General features: G+C 60.2%; 26 protein-coding genes. 23 read left to right on the top strand and 3 right to left on the bottom strand.

Translation table 11 applies throughout. From position 1 onward, the window contains the following. Window positions 1–97: 97 nt before the first annotated feature. From AC066Y_RS13200 to AC066Y_RS13220, 5 genes are read left to right on the top strand one after another with little or no spacing between them, the layout of a single operon-like run. Entirely contained in the window at window positions 98–940 is an 843-nt protein-coding gene (locus AC066Y_RS13200) for a methyltransferase domain-containing protein (RefSeq protein ID WP_478274249.1), read from the top strand. Beyond that, on the top strand, window positions 937–1,506 hold the full coding sequence (locus tag AC066Y_RS13205) for an acyltransferase (RefSeq protein ID WP_478274250.1): 570 nt from the start codon (window positions 937–939) through the stop codon (window positions 1,504–1,506). Before AC066Y_RS13200 ends, AC066Y_RS13205 begins: the two co-directional genes overlap by 4 nt. Beyond that, window positions 1,496–2,347 carry a class I SAM-dependent methyltransferase gene (locus tag AC066Y_RS13210; RefSeq protein WP_478274251.1) on the top strand — a complete coding sequence of 284 codons (852 nt, stop codon included), beginning with the start codon at window positions 1,496–1,498 and terminating at the stop codon, window positions 2,345–2,347. The genes AC066Y_RS13205 and AC066Y_RS13210 overlap by 11 nt, the downstream gene beginning before the upstream one ends. 3 nt (window positions 2,348–2,350) lie before the next feature. Further along, complete coding sequence (locus tag AC066Y_RS13215) at window positions 2,351–3,283, top strand: NAD-dependent epimerase/dehydratase family protein (protein WP_478274252.1); 933 nt, start codon at window positions 2,351–2,353, stop codon at window positions 3,281–3,283. Continuing rightward, a complete protein-coding gene (locus tag AC066Y_RS13220; protein WP_478274253.1) occupies window positions 3,217–4,464 on the top strand; it encodes a glycosyltransferase family 4 protein in 1,248 nt (415 codons plus the stop codon). Before AC066Y_RS13215 ends, AC066Y_RS13220 begins: the two co-directional genes overlap by 67 nt. An 11-nt stretch (window positions 4,465–4,475) precedes the next feature. Here the strand turns inward: AC066Y_RS13220 and AC066Y_RS13225 are convergent, their stop codons facing one another. Both AC066Y_RS13225 and AC066Y_RS13230 read right to left on the bottom strand, forming a co-directional pair. Next, window positions 4,476–5,636 (bottom strand): glycosyltransferase, encoded by a 1,161-nt coding sequence (locus AC066Y_RS13225; RefSeq protein ID WP_478274254.1) that lies wholly within the window; start codon window positions 5,634–5,636, stop codon window positions 4,476–4,478. Window positions 5,637–5,681: 45 nt separating this feature from the next. Then, complete coding sequence (locus AC066Y_RS13230) at window positions 5,682–6,986, bottom strand: glycosyltransferase family protein (protein WP_478274255.1); 1,305 nt, start codon at window positions 6,984–6,986, stop codon at window positions 5,682–5,684. Window positions 6,987–7,335: 349 nt separating this feature from the next. Here AC066Y_RS13230 and asnB (AC066Y_RS13235) point away from each other — a divergent pair, with 349 nt between their 5' ends. The 12 genes from asnB (AC066Y_RS13235) to AC066Y_RS13290 all read left to right on the top strand — a co-directional run bounded on the left by asnB (AC066Y_RS13235) (window position 7,336) and on the right by AC066Y_RS13290 (window position 21,880). Further along, on the top strand, window positions 7,336–9,087 hold the full coding sequence (asnB, locus tag AC066Y_RS13235) for an asparagine synthase (glutamine-hydrolyzing) (RefSeq protein WP_478274256.1): 1,752 nt from the start codon (window positions 7,336–7,338) through the stop codon (window positions 9,085–9,087). After that, window positions 9,059–10,381, top strand: coding sequence for a glycosyltransferase family 4 protein (locus AC066Y_RS13240; protein WP_478274257.1), 1,323 nt, complete (start codon window positions 9,059–9,061; stop codon window positions 10,379–10,381). Before asnB (AC066Y_RS13235) ends, AC066Y_RS13240 begins: the two co-directional genes overlap by 29 nt. A gap of 137 nt (window positions 10,382–10,518) precedes the next feature. Beyond that, on the top strand, window positions 10,519–11,157 hold the full coding sequence (locus AC066Y_RS13245; protein WP_092115543.1) for a winged helix-turn-helix transcriptional regulator: 639 nt from the start codon (window positions 10,519–10,521) through the stop codon (window positions 11,155–11,157). Further along, window positions 11,157–11,672 carry a transcription termination/antitermination protein NusG gene (gene nusG / locus AC066Y_RS13250; protein ID WP_478274258.1) on the top strand — a complete coding sequence of 172 codons (516 nt, stop codon included), beginning with the start codon at window positions 11,157–11,159 and terminating at the stop codon, window positions 11,670–11,672. Before AC066Y_RS13245 ends, nusG begins: the two co-directional genes overlap by 1 nt. A 115-nt stretch (window positions 11,673–11,787) precedes the next feature. Continuing rightward, on the top strand, window positions 11,788–12,726 hold the full coding sequence (locus tag AC066Y_RS13255) for a Gfo/Idh/MocA family oxidoreductase (RefSeq protein ID WP_478274259.1): 939 nt from the start codon (window positions 11,788–11,790) through the stop codon (window positions 12,724–12,726). After that, window positions 12,723–13,316, top strand: a complete 594-nt coding sequence (locus AC066Y_RS13260; RefSeq protein ID WP_478274260.1) for an acyltransferase — start codon at window positions 12,723–12,725, stop codon at window positions 13,314–13,316. The genes AC066Y_RS13255 and AC066Y_RS13260 overlap by 4 nt, the downstream gene beginning before the upstream one ends. A 6-nt stretch (window positions 13,317–13,322) precedes the next feature. After that, entirely contained in the window at window positions 13,323–14,318 is a 996-nt protein-coding gene (locus AC066Y_RS13265) for an NAD-dependent epimerase/dehydratase family protein (protein ID WP_176530103.1), read from the top strand. A gap of 54 nt (window positions 14,319–14,372) precedes the next feature. Then, window positions 14,373–16,244 (top strand): asparagine synthase (glutamine-hydrolyzing), encoded by a 1,872-nt coding sequence (gene asnB / locus AC066Y_RS13270; RefSeq protein WP_478274261.1) that lies wholly within the window; start codon window positions 14,373–14,375, stop codon window positions 16,242–16,244. A gap of 27 nt (window positions 16,245–16,271) precedes the next feature. Further along, window positions 16,272–17,135 carry an ABC transporter permease gene (locus tag AC066Y_RS13275; RefSeq protein ID WP_478274262.1) on the top strand — a complete coding sequence of 288 codons (864 nt, stop codon included), beginning with the start codon at window positions 16,272–16,274 and terminating at the stop codon, window positions 17,133–17,135. Further along, the gene (locus AC066Y_RS13280; protein WP_478274263.1) at window positions 17,119–18,441 is read left to right on the top strand and encodes an ABC transporter ATP-binding protein; all 1,323 of its coding nucleotides are present in this window, start codon (window positions 17,119–17,121) and stop codon (window positions 18,439–18,441) included. The genes AC066Y_RS13275 and AC066Y_RS13280 overlap by 17 nt, the downstream gene beginning before the upstream one ends. Continuing rightward, complete coding sequence (locus AC066Y_RS13285; protein ID WP_478274264.1) at window positions 18,438–19,286, top strand: class I SAM-dependent methyltransferase; 849 nt, start codon at window positions 18,438–18,440, stop codon at window positions 19,284–19,286. Before AC066Y_RS13280 ends, AC066Y_RS13285 begins: the two co-directional genes overlap by 4 nt. Next, window positions 19,283–21,880, top strand: coding sequence for a lipid II:glycine glycyltransferase FemX (locus AC066Y_RS13290; RefSeq protein WP_478274265.1), 2,598 nt, complete (start codon window positions 19,283–19,285; stop codon window positions 21,878–21,880). The genes AC066Y_RS13285 and AC066Y_RS13290 overlap by 4 nt, the downstream gene beginning before the upstream one ends. 99 nt (window positions 21,881–21,979) lie before the next feature. On the opposite strand, the gene AC066Y_RS13295 is transcribed toward AC066Y_RS13290, so the two are convergent. Next, window positions 21,980–22,258 carry a hypothetical protein gene (locus tag AC066Y_RS13295; RefSeq protein ID WP_478274474.1) on the bottom strand — a complete coding sequence of 93 codons (279 nt, stop codon included), beginning with the start codon at window positions 22,256–22,258 and terminating at the stop codon, window positions 21,980–21,982. Here AC066Y_RS13295 and AC066Y_RS13300 point away from each other — a divergent pair. The 6 genes from AC066Y_RS13300 (at window position 22,190) to AC066Y_RS13325 (ending at window position 26,686) form a co-directional block, all read left to right on the top strand. Further along, window positions 22,190–22,630, top strand: a complete 441-nt coding sequence (locus AC066Y_RS13300) for an LbetaH domain-containing protein (RefSeq protein ID WP_478274464.1) — start codon at window positions 22,190–22,192, stop codon at window positions 22,628–22,630. The genes AC066Y_RS13295 and AC066Y_RS13300 overlap by 69 nt on opposite strands. Before the next feature lie 103 nt (window positions 22,631–22,733). Continuing rightward, a complete protein-coding gene (locus AC066Y_RS13305) occupies window positions 22,734–22,973 on the top strand; it encodes an acyl carrier protein (RefSeq protein WP_478274266.1) in 240 nt (79 codons plus the stop codon). 110 nt (window positions 22,974–23,083) lie between these two features. Beyond that, window positions 23,084–23,437 (top strand): MaoC/PaaZ C-terminal domain-containing protein, encoded by a 354-nt coding sequence (locus AC066Y_RS13310; RefSeq protein WP_478274465.1) that lies wholly within the window; start codon window positions 23,084–23,086, stop codon window positions 23,435–23,437. Continuing rightward, window positions 23,422–24,828, top strand: a complete 1,407-nt coding sequence (locus AC066Y_RS13315) for a class I adenylate-forming enzyme family protein (RefSeq protein WP_478274267.1) — start codon at window positions 23,422–23,424, stop codon at window positions 24,826–24,828. The genes AC066Y_RS13310 and AC066Y_RS13315 overlap by 16 nt, the downstream gene beginning before the upstream one ends. Continuing rightward, complete coding sequence (locus AC066Y_RS13320; protein WP_478274268.1) at window positions 24,825–25,448, top strand: hypothetical protein; 624 nt, start codon at window positions 24,825–24,827, stop codon at window positions 25,446–25,448. The genes AC066Y_RS13315 and AC066Y_RS13320 overlap by 4 nt, the downstream gene beginning before the upstream one ends. A 104-nt stretch (window positions 25,449–25,552) precedes the next feature. Next, a complete protein-coding gene (locus tag AC066Y_RS13325) occupies window positions 25,553–26,686 on the top strand; it encodes a DegT/DnrJ/EryC1/StrS family aminotransferase (protein WP_478274269.1) in 1,134 nt (377 codons plus the stop codon). The last annotated feature ends 10 nt before the right edge of the window (window positions 26,687–26,696 follow it).

The following is a 26,696-nucleotide window of genomic DNA, read 5'->3' on the forward strand; positions in this document are numbered from 1 at the left end:
CAAAACACCAGTCTGGAGCCCCGTTCCGATTCCATCGGGACGGAAAAGGCTCTAGACGGTGCACAGTGCCGGCCAGCGGGCGGGCGATCGGGCCGAGATGATGTCTGCAAGTGACTTGATCCATCGACTGAAATGGGTGGCCGACGGGCTTGCCGTGCCGCTGTTCAGGCTGCGGCCGCGGCCGTTCGGGCCGGGCTATCAGACGGTCAAGCGCGATACGATCACCGCAGCCATCGACGCGGGCCTGCTTCAGGCGGGAAAGGAGCTTCCACCAGGCTACGGCGTCGCCATGGACGAGCGCGTGGTGGAATATCCCTGGGCCTATGGCCGATTGAAGAACGTCGGCAAGATGCTGGACGCGGGATCGACCTTCAACCACGACTTCCTGCTGCAGCGCCCGCCGTTGCGCGGCGCGGACCTCACCATCATGACGCTGGCGCCCGAGCGGCGGTGCTATTGGCATGACGGCTACTCCTATGTGTTCGGCGATCTCCGGAAGACGATGTTCGGCGATCAGGTCTTCGACACCGTCGCAAGCATTTCGACGATCGAGCACATCGGCCTCGATAATCAGATGCTGTACACCGGCGACCCGCGTGATGCCGAGACCGATCGCGACGGTTTTGTTCCGGCGGTGCAGGAGTTCAAGCGCATTCTCAAGCCCGGCGGCACCTGCCTGATCTCGGTGCCGTTCGGCAAGCGCGAGAATCTCGGTTGGTATCAGGTGTTCGATCTTGCCATGATCGAGCGGATCATCGAAGCATTCGGCGCGGTGTCTCACCATGTCGACTATTTCGGCTATTCGCGACAAGGCTGGTCGCGCCAGAGCGCCGAGGCGCTCGCCGACGCCACCGTTTTCGACATCCACACCGGCAAGGGGCAGGGCAATGACCTTGCGGCGTCGTCGCGCGCCGTCGCGTGCCTGCAGTTGACGGCATGAATCTCGATTATCTGATCCAGCGTCTGATGGGTCGCGCGACGTGCCGCTTGCAGCCGGACGCTGCGCTCGGCCGCCATGCCAGGGTCAGAAACATCCGTGGCGATTCCGACAGGATCGTCGTCGGCCGCAACAGCCGCATCCTGGGCGAGCTCCTGACCTTCGCGCATGGTGGGGAGATCAAGATCGGCGAGTGGTGCTATGTCGGCGAGGGAACCCGGATCTGGTCGGCGGCCTCGATCGAGATCGGCAACCGCGTTCTGATCTCGCATTCGGCGAATGTTTTCGACAATCTCACGCACCCGCTGCGGGCGACGGAGCGGCACCGGCAGGTCCAGCAGATTTTCACGCGCGGACATCCCAGCGATATCGCGCTTGACGAGAGCCCGGTGAAGCTCTGCGACGACGCCTGGGTCGGCGCGGGCGCGATGGTCTTGCGCGGTGTGACGGTTGGGCAGGGCGCCATCGTCGCGGCCGGCGCGGTCGTGACCCGCGATGTCGCGCCGTTTTCGATCGTGGCGGGCAATCCGGCCGTGCTGGTGAGGGAGCTTGGCCCCGATGAACGGTGAGCGCAAGTTTACCACCTGGGAGGATGCGGTGGTCTGGCTGCGCAATCAGCCGGAGCAGCGCCAGCTTGTGCTCGACGCGTTCTACGACGATCCGCTGGTTGGCGCCGCCGAGCGCTATTTCCAGAGCTCCGAGTGGCAAGCGGTTGCCACGCTGCTCGCCGGCCGGTCAGGTACCGCGCTCGACGTTGGAGCCGGTCGCGGTATCGCGAGCTACGCGCTCGCCCGAACCGGCTTTGCCGTCACGGCGCTCGAACCGGACCCGAGCGCGATCGTGGGAGGGGCGGCGATCCGCGGCCTGGCGCAACAGACGCAATTGCCGATCCAGGTGGTCGAAGAGTTTTCCGAGCGGCTGCCGTTCGCCGATGCGACGTTCGATCTCGTCTTCGCCCGCGCTGTGCTGCACCATACGCGCGATCTCGAGGGGGCGTGCCGGGAGATGTTTCGCGTACTGCGGCCCGGTGGCATGCTGATCGCGGCGCGCGAGCATGTCATCAGCAAGGAGGCGGACCTTCCGCAGTTCCTGGCGCAGCATCCGCTGCATCATCTTTACGGCGGCGAACATGCCTTCCTGCTCGATCGCTACACCGGCGCGCTCAGCAAGGCCGGGTTTTCCGCGGTCGACACGCTGGCGCCGCTGCAAAGCCCGATCAACCTGTTTCCCTATACGTCGGAGACCCTGAAAGCCGCGATCGTGGCCAAGTTGTCGCAAAGGATTCCGGTTGCTCCGCTATGGCGAACTGCGCTTGCCTCAAATCGGCTGTTCGGCTCGCTGCTGTCGATGGCCGAGCGTTTCGATCATCGACCGGGCCGGCTCTACTCCTTTGTCTGTCACAAGGCTTGAGCGATGATCGTCTGGGTTACAGGCGCGAACGGGTTCATCGGCCGCCATCTGGCGCATGCGTTGGCGGGGGCAGGCCATGCGGTGCATGGCGTCGGACACGGCGCGCTTGATGCAACGGAAGCCCGGCGGCTTGGCTTGCAGAGCTGGATCAACGGCGAGATCGATGCGGCCAATCTCAACGCGCTCGCGACGGCGCACGGGCTGCCGACGCGTGTCTTTCATCTGGCTGGCGGATCGTCCGTCGGCGTCTCGATCGAACGGCCGTTCGAGGATTTCTCGCGCACTGTCGCGAGCACCGCGCGGCTGCTCGAATGGCTGCGCGGATCCGCGCCAGACTGCGCGGTGATCGCGGCGTCGAGTGCGGCCGTCTATGGCGCCGATCATTTCGGCCCGATCGCTGAAAGCGCGATCGTAACTCCGATGTCGCCCTATGGGCAGCACAAGCTGATGATGGAGCAATTGTGCGCGAGCTACGCGCGGTCGTTCGGGTTGCGTTGCACGGTCGTGCGGCTGTTCTCTGTCTATGGGCCCAACCTGCGCAAACAATTGCTTTGGGACATCTGCTCGCGGCTCAACGCCAAGGAGCAGGTGCTCACGCTCGGTGGGACCGGCAACGAGATACGTGACTGGACCGACGTTCGCGACGTCGCGAGGCTGCTTGCAAGCGTCGCGGAAACGTCGTCGTCACAGGAGGCCTTCCGGGTCATCAATGGCGGTTCGGGCCGGGGGACGAGCGTTGCCGACATCGCCGCCGGTCTCATCGGACAGTGGGGCAGCAACACGGTTGTGCGGCACTCGGGTGTAAGCCGCCCCGGCGATCCCATGAGCCTGTTGGCCGATGCTGCGATGCTGCGCCAGATCGGCTTCGATTGGCGCATTCCGCTCGATCAGGGCCTCGCCGATTACGTGGCCTGGTTCAAGGGGCAGGCTTCGTGACGTCCCGCCCATTGCGGTTCGCGTTCAATCACATCTCGCGACGGATTTGGGCCGGCGGGTTCAACTATCAGCGCAATCTGTTCGCGGCGCTCGATCGGTTTTTGCCTGGCGAGTTCGCGCCGGTCGTCTTTGCCGGGACGCGGGCCGACGAGAGTGAACTCGACGAGCTTGATGCGATACCGGGCGTCGAGATCGTCCGATCGGAGGTGTTCGACGGGCAGCCGGGTCTCGCTGCGGCACTCGCGCTTGGTCTGGACCGCGGCGCCGCGGCGGCGTTTCGCTCCGCGCATGTAGATGTTGTGGTTGAATCCGCGCGCTTCTTCGGCTGGCGGCTGGCGATCCCTGCAGTGGCGTGGATTCCGGATCTGCAGCACCATTCTCTGCCTCAGCTGTTTCCGCGGACGGCACGCTGGCGCCGCGAGATTGGCTTTCGCGTTCAGATCGCGTCAGGGCGGACCATCATGCTGAGCAGCGAGAGCGCCTTCCGCGATTTCAGGGCTTACTATCCACACGCCAGCAACCCCGTCAGCGTCGTTCGCTTCGCGACCCAGCCGCCGGCCGCATTCCTGGACATCGACCCGTCAGAGGTCATCGCGGCGTACAATCTGCCGACGAACTATTTCTATCTGCCCAACCAGTTCTATCGACACAAGAACCATCAGCTGGTCGTCGACGCCCTGGCGATCCTGAAGCGTCGTGGGATCGAGGTCGTTGTCTGTGCATCAGGCAGCACAGAAGATCGGCGTGAGCCGGGCTACTATGATCTGGTCAACTCCGAGATCCGGAAGCGCGGCCTCGATACGCACTTTCGTCACCTCGGCGTGATCCCGTTGCCGCACGTCTACGCGCTGCTGCGGGCTTCCACAGCCCTGCTCAACCCGTCGCGCTTCGAGGGCTGGAGCACGACGGTCGAGGAGGCGAAGTCGTTCGGCGTTCCGATGATCCTGTCCGACATCGATGTGCACCGGGAGCAGACCGCCGGCGCTGCGCGCTATTTCGGCGTCGATGATCCGGTCGCGCTGGCGGATCATCTGATCCAAGCCTCACAGGAGGCTCGCGGGCTCGTGGTTAGAAATGTTGTCCTGCACCAGGATGACAATGTCAGGGCGTTTGCGGCAAGCTTTTCAAGAACCGTGTGGCAGGCCGTTCGTCTGAATGCTGGTGAGCCCGTCGCAAAATAGAAGGATCAGGCTCAAACCTCTGAGCTCATCGTCTCGTTCGGAATCAGTTCGAAGCTGCTATCGGGGCTTTGATAGGCATCCAGCATCGCCTCGGCGATTGACTTCGGGTTGTGCCATCGTTCGACATAAAGTCGCGACGCTTGGCCGCGCATGGACCACTCGGAACGGCGATCAAGAACCGCGGCAATGCTCTCTGCAAGGTCTCCCGGGTTCAGCCGGTAGACAGGCAGTTCGCGCCTGATCGCGTCCGGAACAAACATCATATCTTCTTCCCGGATGTAGCATGCGGCCGGCTTTCCCATCGCCATCATCTCGACCGCGAATCCCCCGTACCATCCCGCCAGCACCTGGTCGATTGCAAGGTCTGCCGACCGATAAATCTCCAGCGCCTGCTCGTGGCTCGTCTTTTCGACAAGGATGAGGTCGAAGTCGTACCGTGACCGCAATTGTTCGAGGGCCTTCAGGATCATCGGTGTACCCTTGATCCGTCCGGCAGTCGGGGCATGAACGATCTTGAGCCGCCCCTGTTCGGAAGGCGGCACAATTTCGAACTTCTCGATCTCGACGTTTGAATATGGGAGGAACTGGCCGTTCGGTACGATGTGTCCGAGTTCCGGATTCAGATAGAAGACCCGGTCGAACAGCGGCAGAACCTTTTCGATCAGAAAGTGCCGCCGATGGTCGAGAGCGTCCGTGCATCGTTGATACAGCTCGCAGTGTTGCGGGGCGCACATCGTCCATTCGTTTCGCCTGTTTCCCTCGTTCGCCAGCCGGACATCACAGCCCTGCAGGGTCATGAACAGCTTCTTGTTGAAGAGGCGGGCGGCGTGCAGGTCTGCGGTCGCCAGTCTGTTGATGATGTCCGTTAGCAGCGATGGCCGGGAGAGCACTGATCCCGGCGCGGAGAGGGGGAAACCCGGCGACAGAAAGGTCTGTCCAAAATAGTAGTGAAGAACATCGTAATGCCACTGGTTCCTCAGGCCGAACGCCGCGCTGCGAATGGCCGTCTCGAGAAATCCGGCATCCTTGGCCGACAGCATCCGGTCTGCCGGGTATCCGAGCCATGTGTCGTTGCGAACGACCAAGTCGCTGGATGCTCCCAGCTGCCGTTCGGCGCGGGACAGCCCCCAGGGCTGATTTCCGACATTGACTGGTCCGTGCAGGATTCTCATGTGCGCGTATTCAGATCCGCTGACGGGCGCGAAGGCGGCACAGGGCTACGAGGCATGATCATCTCTCGCGAACTCGCCGACATGCCTCGTCACGCTTGCCCGCAGATCCTCGGGCAGATCGGCAGTTTCACAATAGAGCCTTCCGAGCCTCGCTGCGACCGCTTGCAAGCTGTAATGGGCTTCGACATAGCGGCGCCCCGCCTTGCCGATTTCGTTCAGGTCGAGCTCACCCCTCAAGCATCGCTTCAGCACATTGTAGATTTCGTCGGGACGCGTGTTGATGATCGGGCAAGTTGCCGGATCGACCATCATTCGGTCATCACGCAGAAAGCACAGAACCGGTTTGGCCATGGCCATCGCCTCGAGGGCCGTATAGCCGTGAAAGCCTGCGACGAATTGATCCGCAACGACGTGCGAGGCGCCGAAAAGCTCGATGACCTTCTTGTTGGGAACGCCCTGCACGGAGACCAGCTCGATCTTCTCTCCCTCCTTCACCAGCCGATCGATTGCCTCGATCAGAAGCCTGGTTCCCTTGAAGTGCCCGTGGTTCGGCGCATGTGCCACTCTCAGCACGTCGCCGGCCTTGTAGACTGGCGGCCGCGCGGCGAGCTTGCTCGCGTCAATCGGCCAGTAGTGCATGTCCCGGCAGCCGGGCACATAGGTCACCATATCCCCCATCGCGATCTGCGCGGTCGCACGGCCCTTGAGGCGGTCGATCGACGAGGCGTGCATCTCCGTCGTGCAGACACAGAACTTGCCCGGGGCCGGGCATTCTTCGCACAGGTTCGGGTGACCGAGTTTGAGCGTTGCTTCCCGTGCTCGGACGTCGGCGCCGTAGGCATAGGTATACAATCGCTTTCCCGACCGGAACAGGAGGTCGAGTTCCTCAGGGTTGATGCCATAGCGTCCATCGCTCAGCATCAGGCCGCGGTCATAGAAGTAGTTGAAGATATCGTAGCGCAGCAGGGCCCACGCCAGAACCAGGCGACGAAACAGGCCGAGGCCACTTCGGCTGCGCAGCAGTCGAAGGAAGCCCTCGAACAGGATGAGGTTGATGTCGAATGATCTCGTCACATAGTAGGTGTTGAACACCAGCGACGAGGAGCGAAATCCCAACATTCGATCGCAGCGTGCGAGGAGCGGTAAGGTGAGGATCGGAGTGGCGGCCCACAACGTGCGCACCTTTCCCTTCGCGAGACGCTTCTCGGTGGCGCGCCGCGCCGCGCGAACAAGCAGGCGCGTGACGAAATCCGCGATGGCAGATTGGCCCGGCCGGAAAGATGCAACGTCGTCGGCGGGAAGCGGCGCTTCCGTCAGGGACGTCGGTCCGATGGGTTCGATCTTGTTCACTCAGGGATCCGATGGATGCCAACTCAATATCAGCCAGCAGCTTCTAGCACAGGTTTGGTCCGAAGCGGCCATGCGACGCAGGCCTGGAGAGGCGGTGCGGAATTGCGGTCGGCTCTCGCTATCTCAGGTTTCAGCCGCGTATGAAAACAGCTTCGACTGGTCCGGGAACGTTGACGTTCAATACACGAACAGGTTAAGACAGCCGCGGTTTGTTCCAAATGCGCGCATATTCTGACGCGGCGGTTATACCGAGCTCCGCCATCGAATCAATCTGGATAGGCATTTCGTGTGCGGCATATTCGGCCTCTTAGATAAGACTGGGCCCGTCGATGCCCGCCAGGTGGACCAGATGACCGATCTCGTTGCCCACCGCGGTCCGGATGGGCGTGGGGTGAGGATCAACGGGAACGTCGGGATCGGACACCGGCGACTGGCGATCATCGATCTGACCGATGACGGCGCACAGCCGATGCGCGACAGACGACTCCCGATCTGGATCACCTACAACGGCGAGATCTACAATTACGTCGAACTCCGCACGGAGCTCGAGGCGCTCGGATACACCTTTCATACGGCCTCGGATACCGAGGTCCTGCTCACAGCCTATGTTTGCTGGGGTGCAGCGTGCCTCGAACGCTTCAACGGCATGTGGTCGTTTGCGATTCACGACGAGCGCGACAACACGCTGTTCTGCGCCCGCGACAGGTTTGGCGTGAAGCCGTTCTACTACGTCAATACGGCGAAGCAGTTCGCGTTCGGCTCGGAGATCCGCCAGCTTCTTCCGCTGATCGAGCGCCCGATCGCGGATGACGATCTGATCAACGATTTCCTCGTTTGCGGCATGACGGACCATACCAGCCGGACCTTCTTCAAGGGCGTCGAGAAATTGCCTCCCGGGCATCGGATGCGCGTCGACGTGTCGACGGGGCAGGTCGAAATCGAGCGCTACTATTCGCTTGCGCCTGGGTTGGCCGTGTCTGATGAAGGCAGCGCAGCGAAATCGTTGCGAGAGCTGCTCGATGACGCGACGCGTCTGCGGCTGCGTTCGGATGTTCGGGTCGGAACCTGCCTGTCGGGTGGGCTGGACAGTTCGAGTGTCGCGACGCTGGCCGCGCGGCGCTATGCGCCAGGCTCGAGCGAGCGCTTCTTTGCCATCACGGCCGTGAGCGAGCAGGCGTCCAACAATGAAGAGGCGTACGCGGCGGAAGTCGCAGAACGGGCAGAGTTGAACTGGCTGCGCACCAAGCCGACCTATCAGGACTTTGCATCGACGGCGGAGACTTTGCTCGACGTTCAGGAGGAGCCGTTCGCAGGTCCTTCGATCATGATGCAGTATGCGGTGATGAAGGCCGCGCGATCGAATGGCGTCATCGTGCTGCTCGATGGTCAGGGCGGTGACGAGACGTTGCTGGGGTACCATCGCTACTATGCGGCCTGGTTGCTCGACCATCTTCGCAGCGGTGGCGTCCGTGGATTTCTGTCTGCCTTCGGCGCCGCCACGCGGGCCGGTATTTCGCGCCGGCGGTTGCTGATGTATTTGTTCGGTGCCGGTTCGGCAGGGCTGCGCGCTGCCTATTACCGCTTGCGTTACACGTTCCTGCGAAATCCCGACTTGCCGGAGCCGCTTCGCCGCTTTGCGTCGAAGACGAGGGATGCGCAGGCCATGCAAGTGCTGGAGATTACCGAGACCAATTTGCCGATGCTGCTGCGCTTCGAAGACAAGAACTCCATGCGGTTCGGCATCGAAACGCGACTTCCATTCCTCGACTATCGCTTCGTCGAGTTTGCTTTGGCGCTTCCCACGCGCATCAAGCTGAACAAGGGATGGGCAAAATGGCCGCTTCGCGCAGCCATGAGCGATCTGCTGCCGGCCAGCATCACCTGGCGGAGGGACAAGATCGGTTTTGCTGCTCCCGACCGGATCTGGCTCACGCGACACTCCGCCACGATGTATGACAAGGTGATCGCAAGCGAGCTCCTGGCCCGCTATGTCGACATGCCGAAGCTCAAGAGGAAATTTCACCGGCTCGATCTTGGAATGCGCTGGAGGCTTTATTGCGTTGCGCTTTGGGGTGAGCGTTTTCGGGTCGAAGCGCCATGAGGCCCGATCATTCCTGGATGTCATCGTCGCCGTCGATAACCGCCGGCTTGTCGGCCGCTGCTTTCCGGGCGGCCCGATGAACATCTGGCTATTGCATCCGTTCGCAGGCGGGCCGGGCCTTGGCCGTCACTGGCGTCCGTTTTGGCTCGCAGATGCCTGGGGAAAGATGGGGCATCGGGTCGTGGTGGTCAGTGCCGGCTTCCATCACCTGCACCGGGAGCCGCGCGCTCCGGGGCCGCAGCGGATCAACGGCGTCGACTTCTGGTTCCTCGATACTCCGCGCTATGATGGCGGCAATCTGGGGCGGCTGCGCAACAATCTGAGCTTTGCGCCGGCCTTTCGCTCGGCGACATCGGCGATCGCCACGCAATTCGGCGAGCCGGATCTGATGATCGCGTCCAGCCCGCATCTGTTCTTCATTTCGGCGGCGCGTCAGATCGCGCAGCGCTTCGGTGCCAGGTTCTGGTTGGAGGTTCGTGACCTCTGGCCGGAGAGCATCGTGGCGCTCGGAATGACCCCGACCTGGCACCCCCTCGTGAGGTTGCTCGGCTGGAAGGAGCGGTCCGCCTATCGCGCCGCGGATCGCGTGATCTGTCTTTTGGCAGGTGCGGAAGCCCATATGCGGGCGCGCGGCTTGAGCGCCGGCAAGTTCGTCTGGATCCCCAACGGGGTGTCTGACGGTGAGATCCAGAGCGCGCTGACGATCGAAACTCTCGGTCATCCGTTGATCGACCGCATCAATCAGCTGAAGCAGCAGGGCAGGCGGGTGGTCCTCTATGCCGGCGGCATGGGGCCCCCAAACGCAGTGGAGGTCGTTCTCGACGCCGCCGCTGTCCTCGGCAGCACGAGCCCCGAGATCAGTTTCGTTCTGATCGGTTCAGGCACTTCGCTCGCCGCGCTGAAGCAGCGGGCGGCAGGGCTTGCCAACGTGGAGTTTCACGACGAAGTCGATCGGTCGATCGTGCATGGTATGCTGCACGCGTCCGATTGCGCGGTCGTCGCCTTCCACAAGAACGCGCTCTACCATCACGGCATCAGCCCCAACAAGCTGTTCGACTACTGCCTGTTCGCGCCGCGCAGCGTCATTGCCTGCGAAGCGCGAGCGCTCGCCGGGCTCGAGGATTTGGTGACTGCGCGATGCGCGCCGGACGACCCCGGCGCACTCGCCGTGTCCCTGCGCGCCGCGCTGGACGGTCCGGCGCGTTCTCGGGCCGAACGCGTCGCCATCGCGCAGCGGTACAGCTATTCGGCGCTTGCTGCGCGGTATCTGGCCGAGGCCGGGGATCCCGCCTAAGTGTGGCTGCGGCGACACACGGGCCTTGAGTAAAAATGTTTGTTATCAATAACTTGCTGTGTTCACCGCGTGAACAAATTCGCTTGACGTTCATCCGGTGAACGCGCTATCAGCCATTCCCAATGGGGATAGGTGTGATGGCGGGCATTCTACCGACAGATGAGAATGACAGCGACCGGCTGGTGCTCGGTCTGCTCACCTCGCTTGAAGCCGATGGTGCGCAGTCGCAGCGGCGGATCGCGGCCGATCTCGGCGTCGCGCTCGGCCTGGTCAACGCCTACCTGAAGCGGGCGATCAAGAAGGGCTTCGTCAAGGTCGGGCAGGCGCCGGCGCGGCGATACGCCTACTACCTCACGCCGCAAGGCTTCTCCGAGAAATCGCGACTGACCGTCCAGTTCCTGTCGGACTCGTTTTCGCTCTTCCGCAAGGCGAAGGAGGAGTATGGCAGGCTGTTTGAGCGCGCTCAGGCGCTCGGCTTCAGGCGGGTGGTGCTCGCCGGACAATCCGACCTCTGCGAAATCGCGATCCTGTGCGCGGTCGATGGGCCAATTTCCGTCATTGCGATCGTTGATCCCGATGCAACCGCGACCCGGTTCATTGGTGTCAAGGTCGTTTCCTCCTACGCGTTGGTGGACGAGCCGTTCGATGCGGTCGTTGTGACGCATCTGACGGCGGCGCGCAGTGTATTCGAGCAGGCGGTCAGCAATTTCGGGGCGGAGAAAGTCCTTGCGCCGGATCTGCTGGGCCTGCGTCCAAAGCAATCGTTGGGGGCGTGATGGCCATGGAGCTCAGTTCACGCTGGTACGTCGTTCAGACGCAGGTCAATGCCGAAGCAAAGGCGGCCGCCAACCTCGAGCGGCAGGGATTTTCGATCTATTTCCCCCGTTACCTGAAGCGCCGCAGCCATGCCAGGAAGGTGGAGACTGTGCCGCGTCCGTTGTTTCCGCGCTATCTCTTTGTCGGGATCGATCTCGCGTCGCAGCGGTGGCGTGCCATTCAATCGACGCTCGGCGTGTCGCATCTTGTGTGTGTGGGAGATCGGCCGGCGGTGGTGGAAGACCACGTCATCGATGCCCTGAAGGGGCGCGAGGACGAAACCGGCTTCATCACGCTTGCGCGCAGGCCGGCGTTCTCGCCCGGGGATAAAGTGCGAATTGTCGAAGGTGCGTTCGTCGACAGTCTTGCGCTCGTTGAAGACGCCAGCGATCAGCATCGCGTTGCGGTTCTCTTGAACCTGTTGGGCCGCAAGGTCCGTGTCCTTGTCGGGACGGACCTGATCGCTGCGGCGTAACTGCGTCTGCCTCCGGGCAGGCGCAATGGACATGTTGGGCTTGGGTGTGATGCTCGATTCACCCCGAGTGCGGTAGCTTGCCTGAAGCAGGCAGAAACGTCTGAGAGAGGGGCCCATGACGACTTACGCATTGATCGGCGCTGCCGGCTACATCGCGCCGCGGCACATGCGGGCGATGGCCGAGACCGGCGGCAATCTGGCCGTGGCGTACGATCCCAACGATTCCGTCGGCATCATGGACAGCCATTTTCCGGATGCCGAGTTCTTCACCCAGTTCGAGCTGTTCGATCGCTACGTCGACCAGTTGCGCAGAGGCGGCCGAAAGATCGACTACATGTCGATCTGCTCGCCGAACTATCTGCACGACGCACACTGCCGGTTTGCGCTACGCTCGGGCGTGGATGCCATCTGCGAAAAGCCACTGGTCCTCAATCCCGGCGACATCGACGAACTGGCCGCCATCGAGGGGGACACCGGTCGCCGCATCTCGACCATTCTGCAATTGCGACTGCATCCGGCGATCATCGCGCTGCGCGATCGCTTCGCGAACTCGAACAAGCGCCACAAGGTCGAGCTGACCTACATCACCTCGCGCGGACGCTGGTATCACACCTCCTGGAAGGGAGCAGACGCCAAGTCGGGTGGTGTTGCGACCAATATCGGGGTGCACTTCTTCGACATGCTGAGCTTCGTGTTCGGCCCCGCCAGCCGCAACGAGGCGCACCTGCGCGAAGCTGAGAGGGCGGCTGGCTCTCTGGAGTGCGAGCGCGCGGATGTCAGCTGGTTTCTGTCCCTGGACCGCAACGACCTGCCCGACAGCGTGAAAGGCAAGAAGACGACCTATCGCTCGATCACCGTCGACGGCGAGGAGGTCGAATTCTCGGAAGGATTCACCGATCTCCATACGCGCAGCTATGAGGAGATCGTCGCCGGCCGCGGCTTCAGGCTGGACGAAGTCCGCCCCTCGATCGATATCGTCTCCACGTTTCGCGATGCGCCGATCGTCAGAAGCAACGGCGTTCACGCCTTTGCCCAGAAGGCGATGCACAAATGAGCGAGATGCGCGAGGATCCGCGCTTTCCAGGCGTCCTGATCCATCAATCGAGCTACGTTGACGATGGGGCGGTGCTCGGGCACGGCACCAAGATCTGGCACTTTTGCCACATTCTGGCGCGGACGGTGATCGGCGAGGACTGCTCGATCGGCCAGAACGTGATGATCGGTCCGAACGTTCGGATCGGAAACGGCTGCAAGATCCAGAACAACGTCTCGATCTATGACGGCGTCGAACTTGAGGATGACGTGTTCTGCGGACCGAGTTGCGTCTTCACGAACGTGAACAATCCGCGCGCCGGCGTGTCGCGGAAGGACGAGTTTCGCAAGACGCCGATCGGACGCGGCGCCAGCATTGGCGCCAATGCGACCATTGTCTGCGGACATTCGCTGGGCGAGTACTGCTTCATCGGAGCCGGTGCTGTTGTCACGAAGAATGTCGCCGCATTTTCGTTGATGGCAGGCAATCCGGCCCGCCGGATTGGTTGGATGAGTAGAGCAGGCGAGCGGCTGGGCAGCGATCTGGTCTGCCCGCGCACTCACCGTCGTTATGAGCTTCACAATGAAGCGCTGGTTGAAATCGAGGGTTGAAGAAAAATGGACATTCGCGGAAAGAAGGTTGTCGTTATCGGGGGCGCCGGGCTGATCGGGTCGCATGCGGTCGATCAGCTGACGCAGACTGACGTCGGCGAGATCGTCATTTACGACAACTTCGTGCGCGGCACGCATGAGAACCTTGCCGGCGCGCTGCGCGACCCTCGCGTCAAGATTTTCGAGGCCGGCGGCGATATCACCCAGGTCGACATCCTCGATGCGGCCCTGAAGGGCGCCGACGGGGTGTTTCAGTTCGCTGCGCTCTGGTTGCTGCAGTGTCACGAATTCCCGCGAACGGCTTTTGACGTCAACGTCAACGGAATGTTCAACGTCCTGGACGGATGCGTGCGCAACGGCGTCAAGCGGCTGGTCTGGTCGTCGTCGGCCTCCGTCTATGGCGACGCCGTCGAGGAGCCGATGACGGAAGACCATCCGTTCAACAACAAGAATTTCTATGGTGCGACCAAGATCTGTGGCGAGGCGATGGCCCGTGCCTACCACTTCCGCTATGGCCTCGACTATGTCGGCCTCCGGTACATGAACGTGTACGGACCGCGTCAGGACTACCGGGGGGCGTATATCGCGGTGATCATGAAGATGCTCGACGCGATCGACAAGGGAGAGGGACCGACGATCCTGGGGGACGGCTCGGAGGCGTTCGATTTCGTCGCGGTGGAGGATTGCGCGCGCGCCAATCTGTGCGCCATGGGCGCGAGCGCGACGGATCGCTTCTACAATGTCGGCACAGGACACCGGACCTCGCTGAAGCAGATCGCCGAGAAGCTCCTGAACCTCACCGGCTCCAATCAGCCGATCAACTATGCGCCGCGGAGCCAGGCCACGCTGGTGCGCAATCGGATCGGATCGCCGAAGCGGGCGCAGGAGGAGATCGGCTTCACCGCCGCGATCGACCTGGACGAAGGGTTGCGGCGGCTGATCGACTGGCGCAGAAGCCATATCGATCAGGTCGATCAGCGTCGTGCCAAGGCTCAAATCTGAAGGCTCAGATCCGAGTTCGCACCCGACATCATTGAATAGATCGGCCAGAATAACATGTGTGGCATAGCCGGAATTCTGCACCGCGACGGGCGGCCCGCTTCAATCACCACGTTGACGGCAATGACCGATATCATTGCTCATCGCGGGCCGGACGGAGAGGGCCACTACTGCGACGGTCCCGTTGGACTCGGTCATCGCCGGCTGTCGATCATTGATCTGACCGACGCCGCGCGGCAGCCGATGGAGACGCGCGACGGCCGCTTTGTGCTGACCTACAATGGGGAGATCTACAACTTCAAGGAATTGAAGGTTGAGCTTTCGGCGAGGGGCCACGTCTTCAACTCTTCCGGCGACAGCGAGGTGTTGCTGCACGCCTTCGCCGAGTGGGGTCTCGGTGCGCTTCTCAAGTTCAACGGCATGTTCGCCTTTGCGATCTGGGACAATCACGAGCGGAAGCTCACCTTGGCCCGGGATCGCTTCGGCGTGAAGCCGCTCTACTATGCCGAACTTGGGCAGACCTTCGTGTTCGCCTCCGAGCACAAGGCCTTTCGGGCATTTTCGGAGTACAAGCCGCGCGTCGACATCAGGGGGCTGTCGGAATATCTGAGCTTTCAGAACTTCTTCGCTGAGCGGACACTGTTTGCCGGCGTGAAGTTGTTGCCGGCCGGCTGCTATCTGCAGATTTCGCAGGACAGCAGGGCCGTTGAGCCGGTGCAGTACTGGGATTTTCATTTCGAGGAGCCCGAGTACGCCGTCGATGAGAATGAGGCGACCGACGAGCTCGATCGCCTGTTCAGGCAGGCGGTCAACCGGCAGCTCGTGAGCGACGTCGAGGTCGGGTGCTATCTTTCCGGCGGCATGGATTCAGGCTCCATCACCGCGCTGGCATCGAGCCAACTGCCGTTCATGCGGACGTTTACGGTCGGCTTCGATCTCAACTCGGCCTCGGGCGTCGAACTCGGATACGACGAGCGGACGAAGGCCGAGCATATGTCGTACCTGTTCAAGACAGAGCACTACGAGATGGTCTTGAAGGCCGGCGACATGGAGCGGGCATTGCCTCAGCTTGCATGGCACCTGGAAGAGCCTCGCGTCGGCCAGTCCTATCCGAATTTCTATGCGGCGAAACTCGCATCCAAATTTGGCAAGGTGGTCCTGACCGGGACCGGGGGAGACGAACTGTTCGGCGGATACCCCTGGCGTTACTACCGCGCCGTCGTGAACGACGACTTCGATCACTATATCGAGAAGTACTTTGGATTCTGGCAGCGCATGGTTCCGAGCGGAACGATGCCGAAGCTACTGGGGCCGGTATGGGATGAGGCCAGGCAAACCTCGCCGATCGATATCTTTAGGGGGGTGTTCAAGGAGCACGCCTCGGAGCTGCGGCGGCCCGAGGATTACGTCAATCACTCGCTCTACTTCGAGGCCAAGACGTTCTTGAACGGGCTGCTTGTCGTCGAGGACAAGCTGGCGATGGCGCATGGACTCGAGAGCCGAGTGCCGTTTCTCGACAATGATCTCGTCGATTTCGCAATGAAGCTTCCCGCCAAGATGAAGCTCGGCAACCTGACCGAGGTCATCCGCCTCAACGAAAACGAGCCCGGCGGAAAGGCGCAGCGCTATTACGAGCGCACCAAGGACGGCAAGTTGATTTTGCGGAAGATGATGAGCCGGCATATTCCCGACGAAGTGGCGGAGCGCGAGAAGCAGGGCTTCTCGGCGCCGGACGCCAGCTGGTTCAAGGGCGAGAGCATCGAGTATGTCAAACGGAGGCTCTTCAGCAACACGGCCCGCATCTACGACCTGGTCGACCGAAAGACCGTTCGCTCCCTGGTCGACGAACATCTGGAAGGACGGGAAAACAGGCGGCTGCTGATCTGGTCTTTGCTCAATCTCGAGCAGATCATGGAAAGCAGCTTTTAGGCACGCACAAATGGGAGCGCGCTGAAGATGAACGGTCTCTTCCCGGCGGCAAGATGGGTGCGGGTTGGCCTGTCGCCATACCGCAACTCTCAGGCCCTATGGACCACGATCAGCCAGATCCGGCGATATCCCGATCTCTTGCGGGAGATGGTCGATCGTGACCTGAGCGCTGCGCATGCGCGGCACGGGTTTGGCGCCTTGTGGGTTTTCATTCATCCTCTCGTTGTGGTCGGAACATACCTGCTCATCTTCGGCTTCGTGCTGGGCAGCAAGCTGTCGATCAGCGCGGATTTTCCCGGCGATTTCTCTGCCTACATCCTGGCAAGTCTGGTTCCGTGGCTGATGATGCAGGCCGCGCTGGTTCGCGGGCCCGGAGCGCTGATAGGGAGCGCAAGTCTCGTCAAGCAGGTTGTGTTTCCGATCGAGCTGCTTCCGATCGCGGCAACCATTGCTGCAACGATCCCTCATCTGCCGGCGCTTGCGCTCGTCATTCTCTACAAGGCTTATGTGGGGGGCCTCAGCTGGATGCTCCTGCTGCTGCCGATCGTATTTGCCGTTCACGCAATTCTGGCGATCGGATTGAGCTTCGCCCTTGCTGCAGTCACTCCCTTCTTTCGCGATCTGCGCGAGATCGTCACGGTCTTCACCTCGATCGCGATGTATCTGATGCCGACGGTGTACCTGCCCGACTGGATGCCGCGTGCCCTTCGTCCGTTGATCTATTCGAATCCCTTCAGTTACCTGGTCTGGGTCTACCAGGACGTCCTCTTCTTCGGTTCGTTCAAGCATCCATACGCCTGGGCGGTTACAATCGTGTTCGCGCTGCTAAGTCTGGGGCTCGGATACCGCATGTTTGAAAAGCTGAAACCGTACTATGGCAATGCTCTCTGACAATCGAGACGCCGGCGAACTGATCCCGCTTGCCGGGTCATTGGACCCGCAATGCGCCATTCGCGTCACTGACCTGGGAAAGGCCTATCGGCTCTATCAGCAGCCGTTGGACTTCCTGAAGGAGATCATCACCGGAAAGCCCCGGCACCATGAGCATTGGGCGGTCCGGAATGTTTCCTTTGAAGTGTTGCGCGGGCGCGTGGTCGGCATCATCGGGCCGAACGGCGCGGGAAAAAGTACCCTCCTGAAGATCATTGCCGGACTGCTGGATGCCACAACCGGGCGAGTTGAAGTGGCCGGGAAGCTGTCTGCGATTCTGGAATTGGGGACCGGCTTTCATCCGGATGTGTCGGGTCGCGACAACATCGTGCTGGGCGGCATGTGCCTGGGTATGACGAGAGCCGAAATCGAGGCGAAGGTTCCCTGGATTATCGATTTCAGCGAGCTTGCCGAGGTGATCGATCAGCCGTTCCGGACCTACTCGAGCGGTATGCAGGCGAGACTCACCTTCGCCACGGCGATCAGCGTCGATCCGGAATTGTTCATCGTCGATGAGGCTCTCGCTGCCGGCGATACTGCCTTTGTCAACAAGTGCATGAAGCGGGTTCGCCAGATCTGCGAAAGCGGCGCCACCGTCCTGTTCGTCTCGCACTCGAGCGGGCTGATCAGCGAGCTGTGTGACGAGGCGATCTGGATCGACAAGGGGCGGGTGCTGATGCACGGCAATGCCCAGCGCGTCAGCAAGGCCTATGAGCAGAGTGTTTGGGATATCGAGGAAGCGCGCAATCTCCGGGAAACCAAGAAGCTGAGCGAGTCGATCGAGAGCACGGCCGAAACCGGAAAATACGAGCTTGGCGGCGGCACCCTGCGGATCACTTCCGTCGAGGTGATCGACGTCGAAGGCAAGCCGATCGGCGTCGTCAAGAACGGGCAGCCGCTTCGCATCCGGGTGTCGTGGTCGGGCTTCTCCGAGCACAAGCAGATCTACGCGAGTCTGCGGATCGATACCGCGCGGCTTCAGGCGGTGACCGGAATCGAGGGGTACGACGGCGGCCTGTTCCTCGATGGAGAGGACGGTCTGCCGGAACGCGGAAGCGTCATCTACGAGGTGCCCGAGCTCGCGCTCGGCGAAGGGCAATATTATATCTCTGCCGGTCTGTGCCGGCACATGCTGCCGAAGGGTGCGGAAGCCATCCTGCATTATGTTGAGAAGGCGGCGCAGTTCTCGGTGTCCCGCAATTCTCTGTGGCATTTCACCTATCTGTACGATCCGAAATTCACCTGCAGTATCGAGCGAAGCGAATGACGACGATGACAGATGGCGAATGGCAGGAGAAGCTTGAGGCGTTCTTTGAGCTTCGTGCAAGGCAGATTTCGGAGAAGCCGACGCTGGATGATCTCTGCTATATCGCCGGCCGCAATCCGCGGTTGTGGGCCAACGAGAGCCTTCTCGACGACCTCAGGCTCGATATGCTCGGCCTGATGAAAGCCGGCCCGGGCTCATCGGTCCTTGAAGTCGGCTGTGCGGCCGGGTTCTTGGCGAAGGTGCTGGCCCCCAGTGTCGGCGAATACATAGGAGTTGATCTCGCCGAGGCGCCGCTTGCGGTCGCAAGGCGGCTCGGATTGAACAATGCGAGCTTCGAGAGAGCCAGCGGCGAAAGCCTCCAGTTCCCTGATCGGCGGTTCGATGCCGCCTATTGTTATGATGTGTTCTCGAATTTCCCGTCGTTCGCAACGGGAGAGCCGATCATTGCGGAAATGCTCCGGGTGGTGAAGCCGCAAGGTCGGGTCCTGATCGGATCAATTCCGGACCGCGAGAAGGCCGAAGAACTGCAGGTCATCGCGAAGAGGCTCACAGCGAAATTCGAGCAGGAATTTCAACCCGAAGCGGAACGGGCCCCGTTGGGAACGATTCGGAAGTATGAGCAGAAGTCGAGCCGTGTGGCAAAGATCGCTGGCTTGCTGGGATTGAGCAAGTTGTCGGCCCCGATTCCGATCGAGATCAAGCCCGAGATCATTTCCTACTATTTCGACCGCGAGGACTTTGTGGCACTGGGGCGTCGCCTCGGTGTCAACACGAGAATTGTCGATATCCACCCGCTGAATCCCTATTTCGGCACGCGCTTTAATGCAGTGTTTGAATCGCGATGAAAGTCGTCCGGTTTCGCGAAATTGATCATAGTGCCTGGGATCGTCTGGCGCTGCAATCGCCGCAGGCCTGGCTCACACATCGATCGTCCTGGATCGAGATCGAGCAACGGTTCTTCGTGTCTGCGAACCTGTCGTTCGCCCTGGAAGAGAACTCGCAGCTCGTCGGCATCCAGCCCTTGTTTATCAGTGAAGGCCCCGGAATGGCGCTTGGCGAGCGATTGCTGCATTCGGGGATTCATCGCCATACCGGTCTTGCGCTCGACGCCGATATCGACGCCGGCGTAGCGAAGGCCGCGCGTCAGGCCGCGATGCAGGAGATACTCGCTATCGCCGATCTATATGACGTCGATCGCATTCAGTTGAACTGCCACAATCTCGCGCCGGCAAATCGTCATTCCGGAAGGGAGGCGGTGCCGTTCTGGGTCAGCGATTTCGGTTTCCAGCTCGGCATTGCATTCGGACCGTCGGGAATGTTGCCTTGCCCCGGCTCCTCAACCCTGAATGCCGATCAGCTGGTCGATCTCGCCCCAACCATTGAAGAGCTGTTCGCGGGATTGGACGACACGTGCCGCACTGCAGTCCGGAAAGCGGAGAAATCAAGCCTGCAATTCGAGATATCGAACGATGCCTCTTGTCTCGAAACCTATATGGATGTTGCGCGTGCATCGGCCACAAGAACCGGCGAGGTTCTGCCCGAACTCGAGTACTACCGAAGCATCTTCAGGTCGTTTGCGGCCGAAGGAGGCGCACACGTTGCATTGGTCAGGCAAAATACGAACCCGATTGCGGGCCTCATCCTGTTGACGGACAAGAATGCGGTCAATTTCCTTGCCGGCGTTTCGTTGCCGGAAGCGATGAAGCTCAGGCCCAACAATTTCATGCACTGGAAGGCCATTCTGTGGGCCAAGCAAGCAGGGCACGAGATCTACCGATTTGGACCGTCGTTTCCCGAAGTGCCGCGCGAGTGGCCGATTTCAAAGGTTTCTTTCTTCAAGACAAAGTTCGGTTCGCGAAGCCTTCCCGTCATCCAAGGTAGCTTGTTCCGCCGCCCGCAGCTTTACGCTCCCAATCTCGGATCCTCTCCGAACTATCTAGCTGAAATTGGAGGCCATCGACAGCATTCGATGGTTGCCGGGCAGGCTGGCGGTCCCTTCATCGCGCACCACCTTCAAATGTTCGGCTTCCCGAAAGCTTCATCGACGCAATCCGGTGAGCCCATTGTACTTTACCGGCCTGGCTCAGCGGACATTGCTCTAGCGCGCAACAACGTTGAAAGAGGCGGTCGCCTGGTTGTTGTGCTTCCTAGCACCGAATTTGCCAGGGCGTTTGGCGTAAGTACCGTCCCTAGAACGGCCGGATCACCCCAAGTTTTGCGCGCGAAGTTTGCTGGGTCAAAGCCTTGGGGACGACTCCGCACGTTACATTCCTACATGCATTTTGCAGCTCAGCGCGATGTCACCGCGATCGTCGAAGATGGTCAGCAACGAGCCGCTTGGATTCAACTCGAAACAGGAGATCGTGGCTCCGTCGTTTTCATTGGAACCGATCTTGCTTCCGACCTAATGCGATACCGTCAAGGCGACCCGGCCACTGCGAACAATCGACCGACCGAAGCCAAGTGGGGAATCGCGGGCGAGCGGCCAAACTATCTCTTCGACGCGCAACTCGCCGGCGAAGACCCCCGTGAGCGGCCGGCTGACTGGTGGTGCGAGGCATTGGCGGATGCCTTGCAGCGGGTGTGCGGCGTTCTCAGGCGACCGATGCTGCCAAACGGCGCGCCAGGCGCGATCGTAGTAACGGGAGACGATGATCAAGCGCCGCTACATTGCTACGATCTGCAGCGACAGGCGCTTGGCTCGTTACCGATTACGTATTTTCTTCATCCTTTGACCAAGCATGACGGCGAAACATTGAAGCAGCTGAGATCCAGTTGCCAGTTGGAACTGGGTCTCCATCCGGATGCACTCGATCGTCCAGAGCAGTATGCGAGCGTATTTTCAGAACAGGCGAAGTGGTTTACCGGGCTCACTGGTCAGGAGTCATTTACGGTTCGCAACCACGGCTTTCTCAATGACGGCTATTGGCGTCACGCAACATCTTGGATGGATCATGGCGCAATCGGAAGTTCCAATTTGCCGGGTTTCGATGGCCAGGTGCTGAACGGGTCGCTACTTCCGGGGCGCCTCCTGCTGGATGACAAATTGACAGACCATTGGAGCATGCTGACGGCAATTGGCGATGGTGTTGTATTCATTAACGGTTGGAATGATTCAGAAGCCGCCGAGTGCATCTACGGTCTCGCGGATCGTATCCGCAGCAGCGGGATTCCGGGCGTCATTGTCTTGAATCTTCATCCTGAAAACGTTGGCAGGACGATGGGAATGCACCAAGCGGCACGAGATGTTGCCGAGAGTGGTTTCGTCACCTGGACGCTGAAGCAATGTCTTGATTGGTTTGCACAGCAGAGCGGGTCCGTCCAAGCTGAATGTTCGCCCGCTCTTTATGATCAAGCGGTGCCAGAGAGGAAAGCCGTCAAGTCGGGGATGTTTGGGAGTTTGACGGCTTTGCTTCGGCGGAATGGTGGCAAGGAATGACCAGTCGTCCTTGTTCGCTCGCGAATGACGCGTCGGGGACGCCGCGCAGTGTTGGGTCATTGGGAGAGCACTCGAATGCTTGCTAAACGTCTTGTGATACTAGGCGGACCAGGTGACGGTTCCTCGCTTGCCGAGGCCATCCATGTCGCGGAACGAGCGGGCAGAGACGTGAAGTTGGCTGGGTTCCTCAATGACGCGTTGCCCCGAGGTGAAATACTGCATGGCGTTTCGGTCCTGGGCAAATTGGAAGACTGGCGGGAGATCGATTCCGACATACAGTTCATTCCGGCGATTCAGAAGGTCGGCGATATGCCGGAACGAGCGCGGCGCATCGAAAAGCTCGAGATTCCCGATCATCGATGGGGAACGTTCGTTCATCCGGCTGCGGTAGTATCATCTGATGTTGAACTTGGTTGCGGATCGTTCGTCCTGTCGTGCGCAACCGTCCAACCATTGGCGCGGATTGGTAGGTTCGCCGGCGTTCGCGCTGGAGCTATGCTAGGACACCATTGTACCATAGGGGATCATACCTACGTGGGCCCCAACGCGACGATGTGCGGTCGGAGCGCGTTGCGGGAAGGGGCCTACCTTGGTCCAGGCGCAGTTTTGATGGATGGGCGCGTCATGGCTCCCTACTCGCTGGCAGGAATAGCCGCCGCGGTTACCAAGGACGTTCCCGAATTCTGGATCGTTTTCGGCAATCCGGCTCGTCGGGTGGGTTGGGTAAAGAGGCCAGCCGCCGGACCATGAGGCACTAGTGCGGCATGCCCCGGCAAAGACTTTTGAAAACTGCAAATGGATCATGAACAGCAGCGTGCCGTGCTCTGATGCGCTGCAATCTTAGGAGAAAGACATGACTTCTATCCGAAACGACATCGTAGAAATCATCAAACAGGCCAGTAAGCCAAGGATTCCTGATCTGAGCGATGACAGCGTTCCGCTGCTCCGCCTTGGCCTCGACTCACTTGATTATGCGACGGCTATTATGGAGATTGAGGAAAAGTTCAAGGTTGAAATTGGCGAAAGCGAAATGGAGCGGCTCCGTTCGCTCAAGGACATTGTGGACTTTATCGAAGCGCGCGCCAAGGCGTGATGGTCGGCCTAGAGAAAGCGCCCATGTATCTTGAAGTAACAGACGAAACCATGCCGCGTGCGCTCATGGTTGATCAGATCTCCGTCGGAGATCGGGTCGTGCAAAAGGTCATGTTCGACGCTGAAAAGCATCAAGCATTTGCCTGTCTTGCGCGAGACAGTGCTCCTGTCCACGGTGACGTTGATTTTGCGCGTCGAAGTGGATTCGACGGTCCTATCATTCAGGGTCTCGCCGTGGTCAGTCGGTTTTCCCGTCTAATGGGAATGTACCTCCCGGGTGAGCATGCCGTGCTACAGAGAACTGAATTCAAATTTCATCGACCTGTGTATGCGAACACGGAACTCCTCTACAGTTGTGAGGTAAAAAGGATCGTAAGACCGCTCCGTGCCGTGCTTTTGGACGTCGCGGTAACAGCAAATGGGATCGATTGCGTTACTGGGCAATGCCAATGCAAGATCATCTAGGAAAGAAAGCCGTCGATCGATTGATTTCCCGGCTTGCTTCGTTCGGCGACGCTCCAGCGATCGATACCGAGACGGGTTCGACGAGTTTTCGAGAACTGTTAGCCGACAGTGATGTCTGGATTGAGTGCCTTCGCAGTAACGGCGTGGCGAGCGGCACGGTCTGCGGGTACATCGGTGAATACTCGACGCATTCGATAGCTCTCTTTCTTGCGTTGATGCGGATCGGTGCCATTGCTATGCCGCTCACCCCCGCTGTGGAGCATGAGCTGCCCCGGCTAGCGAAGATCGGCGGGCTTGAACGCCTCATAAGATTTGATGTTGCGGGTAACGCGCAGTTTTCAGGTCCGTTCGTACCTCCCCCAAATCCGCTGCTGGACAGTTTTCGAAAGGAGGGCCACGCCGGACTTGTGGTCTTTACGTCAGGCTCGACTGGGCAGCCAAAGGCTATCTTGCACGACCTTGAAAAGGTTCTCGACAAGTTCGCCGAGCTGCGGCCGGGCTGGCGGGCGGTGCTGTTCCTGATGATGGATCATTTCGGCGGGGTGAACACGCTGTTATCAACTCTCGCCTATGGCGGTGTCGCCATATGCATTTCTGATCGTAGTCCCGATACTGTTTGCAGGGCAATCTCTCGAGGGCAAGCCGAGCTTCTGCCAACTACACCGACGTTCCTGAAGATACTGCTCGCCAGCGACGCATGGCGAGATAGCAACATGGCCTCGGTTCGGCTCATCACCTATGGAACGGAGCCGATGCCCCAGTCGACGCTTACGCGTCTGACTGAAATCTTTCCCCGCGTCGAATTCAAGCAGACCTATGGTCTGTCGGAACTCGGAGTGCTTCACTCTCAATCTCCAGATCCCAAATCGCTCTGGCTCAGAATTGGCGGAAGAGGGTTTGAAACCCGCGTTGTCGACGGAATGTTGCACATCCGTTCAAAATCCAGCATGGTCGGATATCTCAATGCTCCCACACCAATCGACGCAGACGGCTGGATGAACACCGGCGATCTCGTTGAAGAGCAAGAAGGTCTAGTACGGTTTCGCGGCCGCGCAACGGAAGTCATCAACGTCGGTGGACAAAAGGTGTTTCCGACCGAGGTTGAAGCTATTCTTCTTCAAGCCGACAATGTCGTCGATGCAACGGTATACGGCGTCAAGCATCCGCTCTTGGGTCAGGCCGTGCGTGCTCGGGTTTCACTCGGCGCTCTGGAAGATGGTGATGTCCTCAATGAGAGACTCAAGCAGTTTTGCCGGGAGCGCATGGCGAAATTTAAGGTGCCGCTGAAGTTTGAGATTCTTCCAATAGAGGAGCAGGTCACGCCGAGGACAAAGAAGCAGCGGATCGTGCGTGATCTCGGAGAGCACGGTACGCGCAAGGCCAGCGAGTGACCGTATTGAAGCAATTGGCTCATTTGCCGCTGGTGTGCTTTCGCGGTACGCGCACGTATGTGCACTCCACGACCCTTTTTGAACAGCTGATGCACGGTGCAGCAAACGTTGGACTGCAGATTTGTGGCCCGATCGATATGCGCGTAAATCGGCTGATAAAAAGCCAGCCGCGGTTCCTTTTCGAGGAGGGGCCTGCTCCCGGAGATAGTGGGGAGTGTGCCATGATCTCGTTTCACGTGGGCAAAGCCCTTTGGCATTGTTCTATCTTCGAACGAGATGAAGAGATTTCGCGAAGAGAGATCTACGACGAGACGAAGATTCGCGAAAAGGCGATCATTGAAGGACAAGCAATTCGCGTTGATGGGAAGATTGATGCGAAGCCCTTTGAAATAATCACGTCGTTGACGCTGCAGTTGCACCACGCGCTGCTTCCCATTCCGGCCGAGCGCAAGTGGTTTTTGGGTCGCGTCCAATTGGAAAGGCTTATCTTGGAGGAGGATGCGGAAAAAATGCAAATCACCTTGACGAGAAAGAGCGGAGGACGGCTAACGCGCAGCGTGATCGCGTCGGGAAAGACTCCGATCGGAACGATCGATTTCATGCTTGGGAATCTGGCTTAGCATGGGCGGTTGGCGCTATGCGATGCGCCAAGGAGCTTCGTCTTCGGCGCGACCAACTGTCCGACAATCGTCAGAAACTCAATGACCTCCCGCGGGGCGCGTGTATGAACATTACTGAACCAAGCTTCGACGAAGCTGAAATTGCGTTGCTGCGAGAGTGCCTCGGCTCGAAATGGGTTACGCAGGGGCCGCTCACGGAACGATTCGAGCGGCTTATTGCGGAGAAGCAGGACGTCAAGCATGCCCTTGCGTGCACGTCTTGCACCGCCGCGCTGCATCTGGCGACCATGGCCCTGAAGCTTGGGCCGGGAGACGAGGTGATTGTTCCCGCTTTCACGTGGGTCACAAGCGCGCACTCGGCTGAATACGTCGGTGCCAAGCCTGTCTTCGTCGATGTCGATCTGTCGACCTTCAATATCGATCCGGAACGGCTGGAAGCCGCGATCACACCACGCACGAAAGCCATCATCGCGGTTCACCTCTTCGGCCTCGCTGCGCCGATGGATGAGATCATGGCCATTGCGCGGCCGCGCGGCATTCAGGTGATAGAAGACGCCGCATGCGCAATCGGCACGACCTACAAGGGCAGACTGGTTGGCGCGATTGGCGACATAGGTTGCTTTTCATTTCACCCGCGTAAGGCTGTCACAACGGGAGAGGGCGGCGCCGTAACCACCAACCGCGATGATCTTGCGGAACGCGTGCGGTCACAGCGCAATCACGGCGCCACCGGCGCTCCGGATCCGTCGATCGAGCCTCACGGCCCGTGGACGATGGCGACGTTTGACAATCTCGGCTTCAACTTGCGCTTGTCCGACATCCAGGCAGCGGTCGGCGTGGCGCAAATGGGCAAACTCGAGCGGTTGCTGGCAGAACGCCGGCGTCTCGGACGTCGCTATTCCGAGTTGCTGGCAGGAAACAATTCGATTGCGCGACCGCTCGGCGGGGACGTCGATGGGCATGCATTTCAATCCTACGTTATCCGTATCGTTGACGGGCATCGCGAGCGCCGCAACGCGGTGATGGCGGCGCTGGCTGCCGCAGGAATTCAGACCCGACCGGGCACGCATGCGGTGCACCGGCTTGGCTACTACAAGAACAAGTATGGCCTGCGGCCCGAACAGTTTCCGAACGCGGCACTTGCGGAGGATACGACGATTACATTGCCTATCTTTCCGAACATGACGGAGGAGGATCAGCGCCGGGTGGTTGATTGCATCAATCGAGCCTGCGCCTGAGGCAAGTGCG

This window comes from Bradyrhizobium sp. USDA3010 (genome assembly GCF_056429065.1).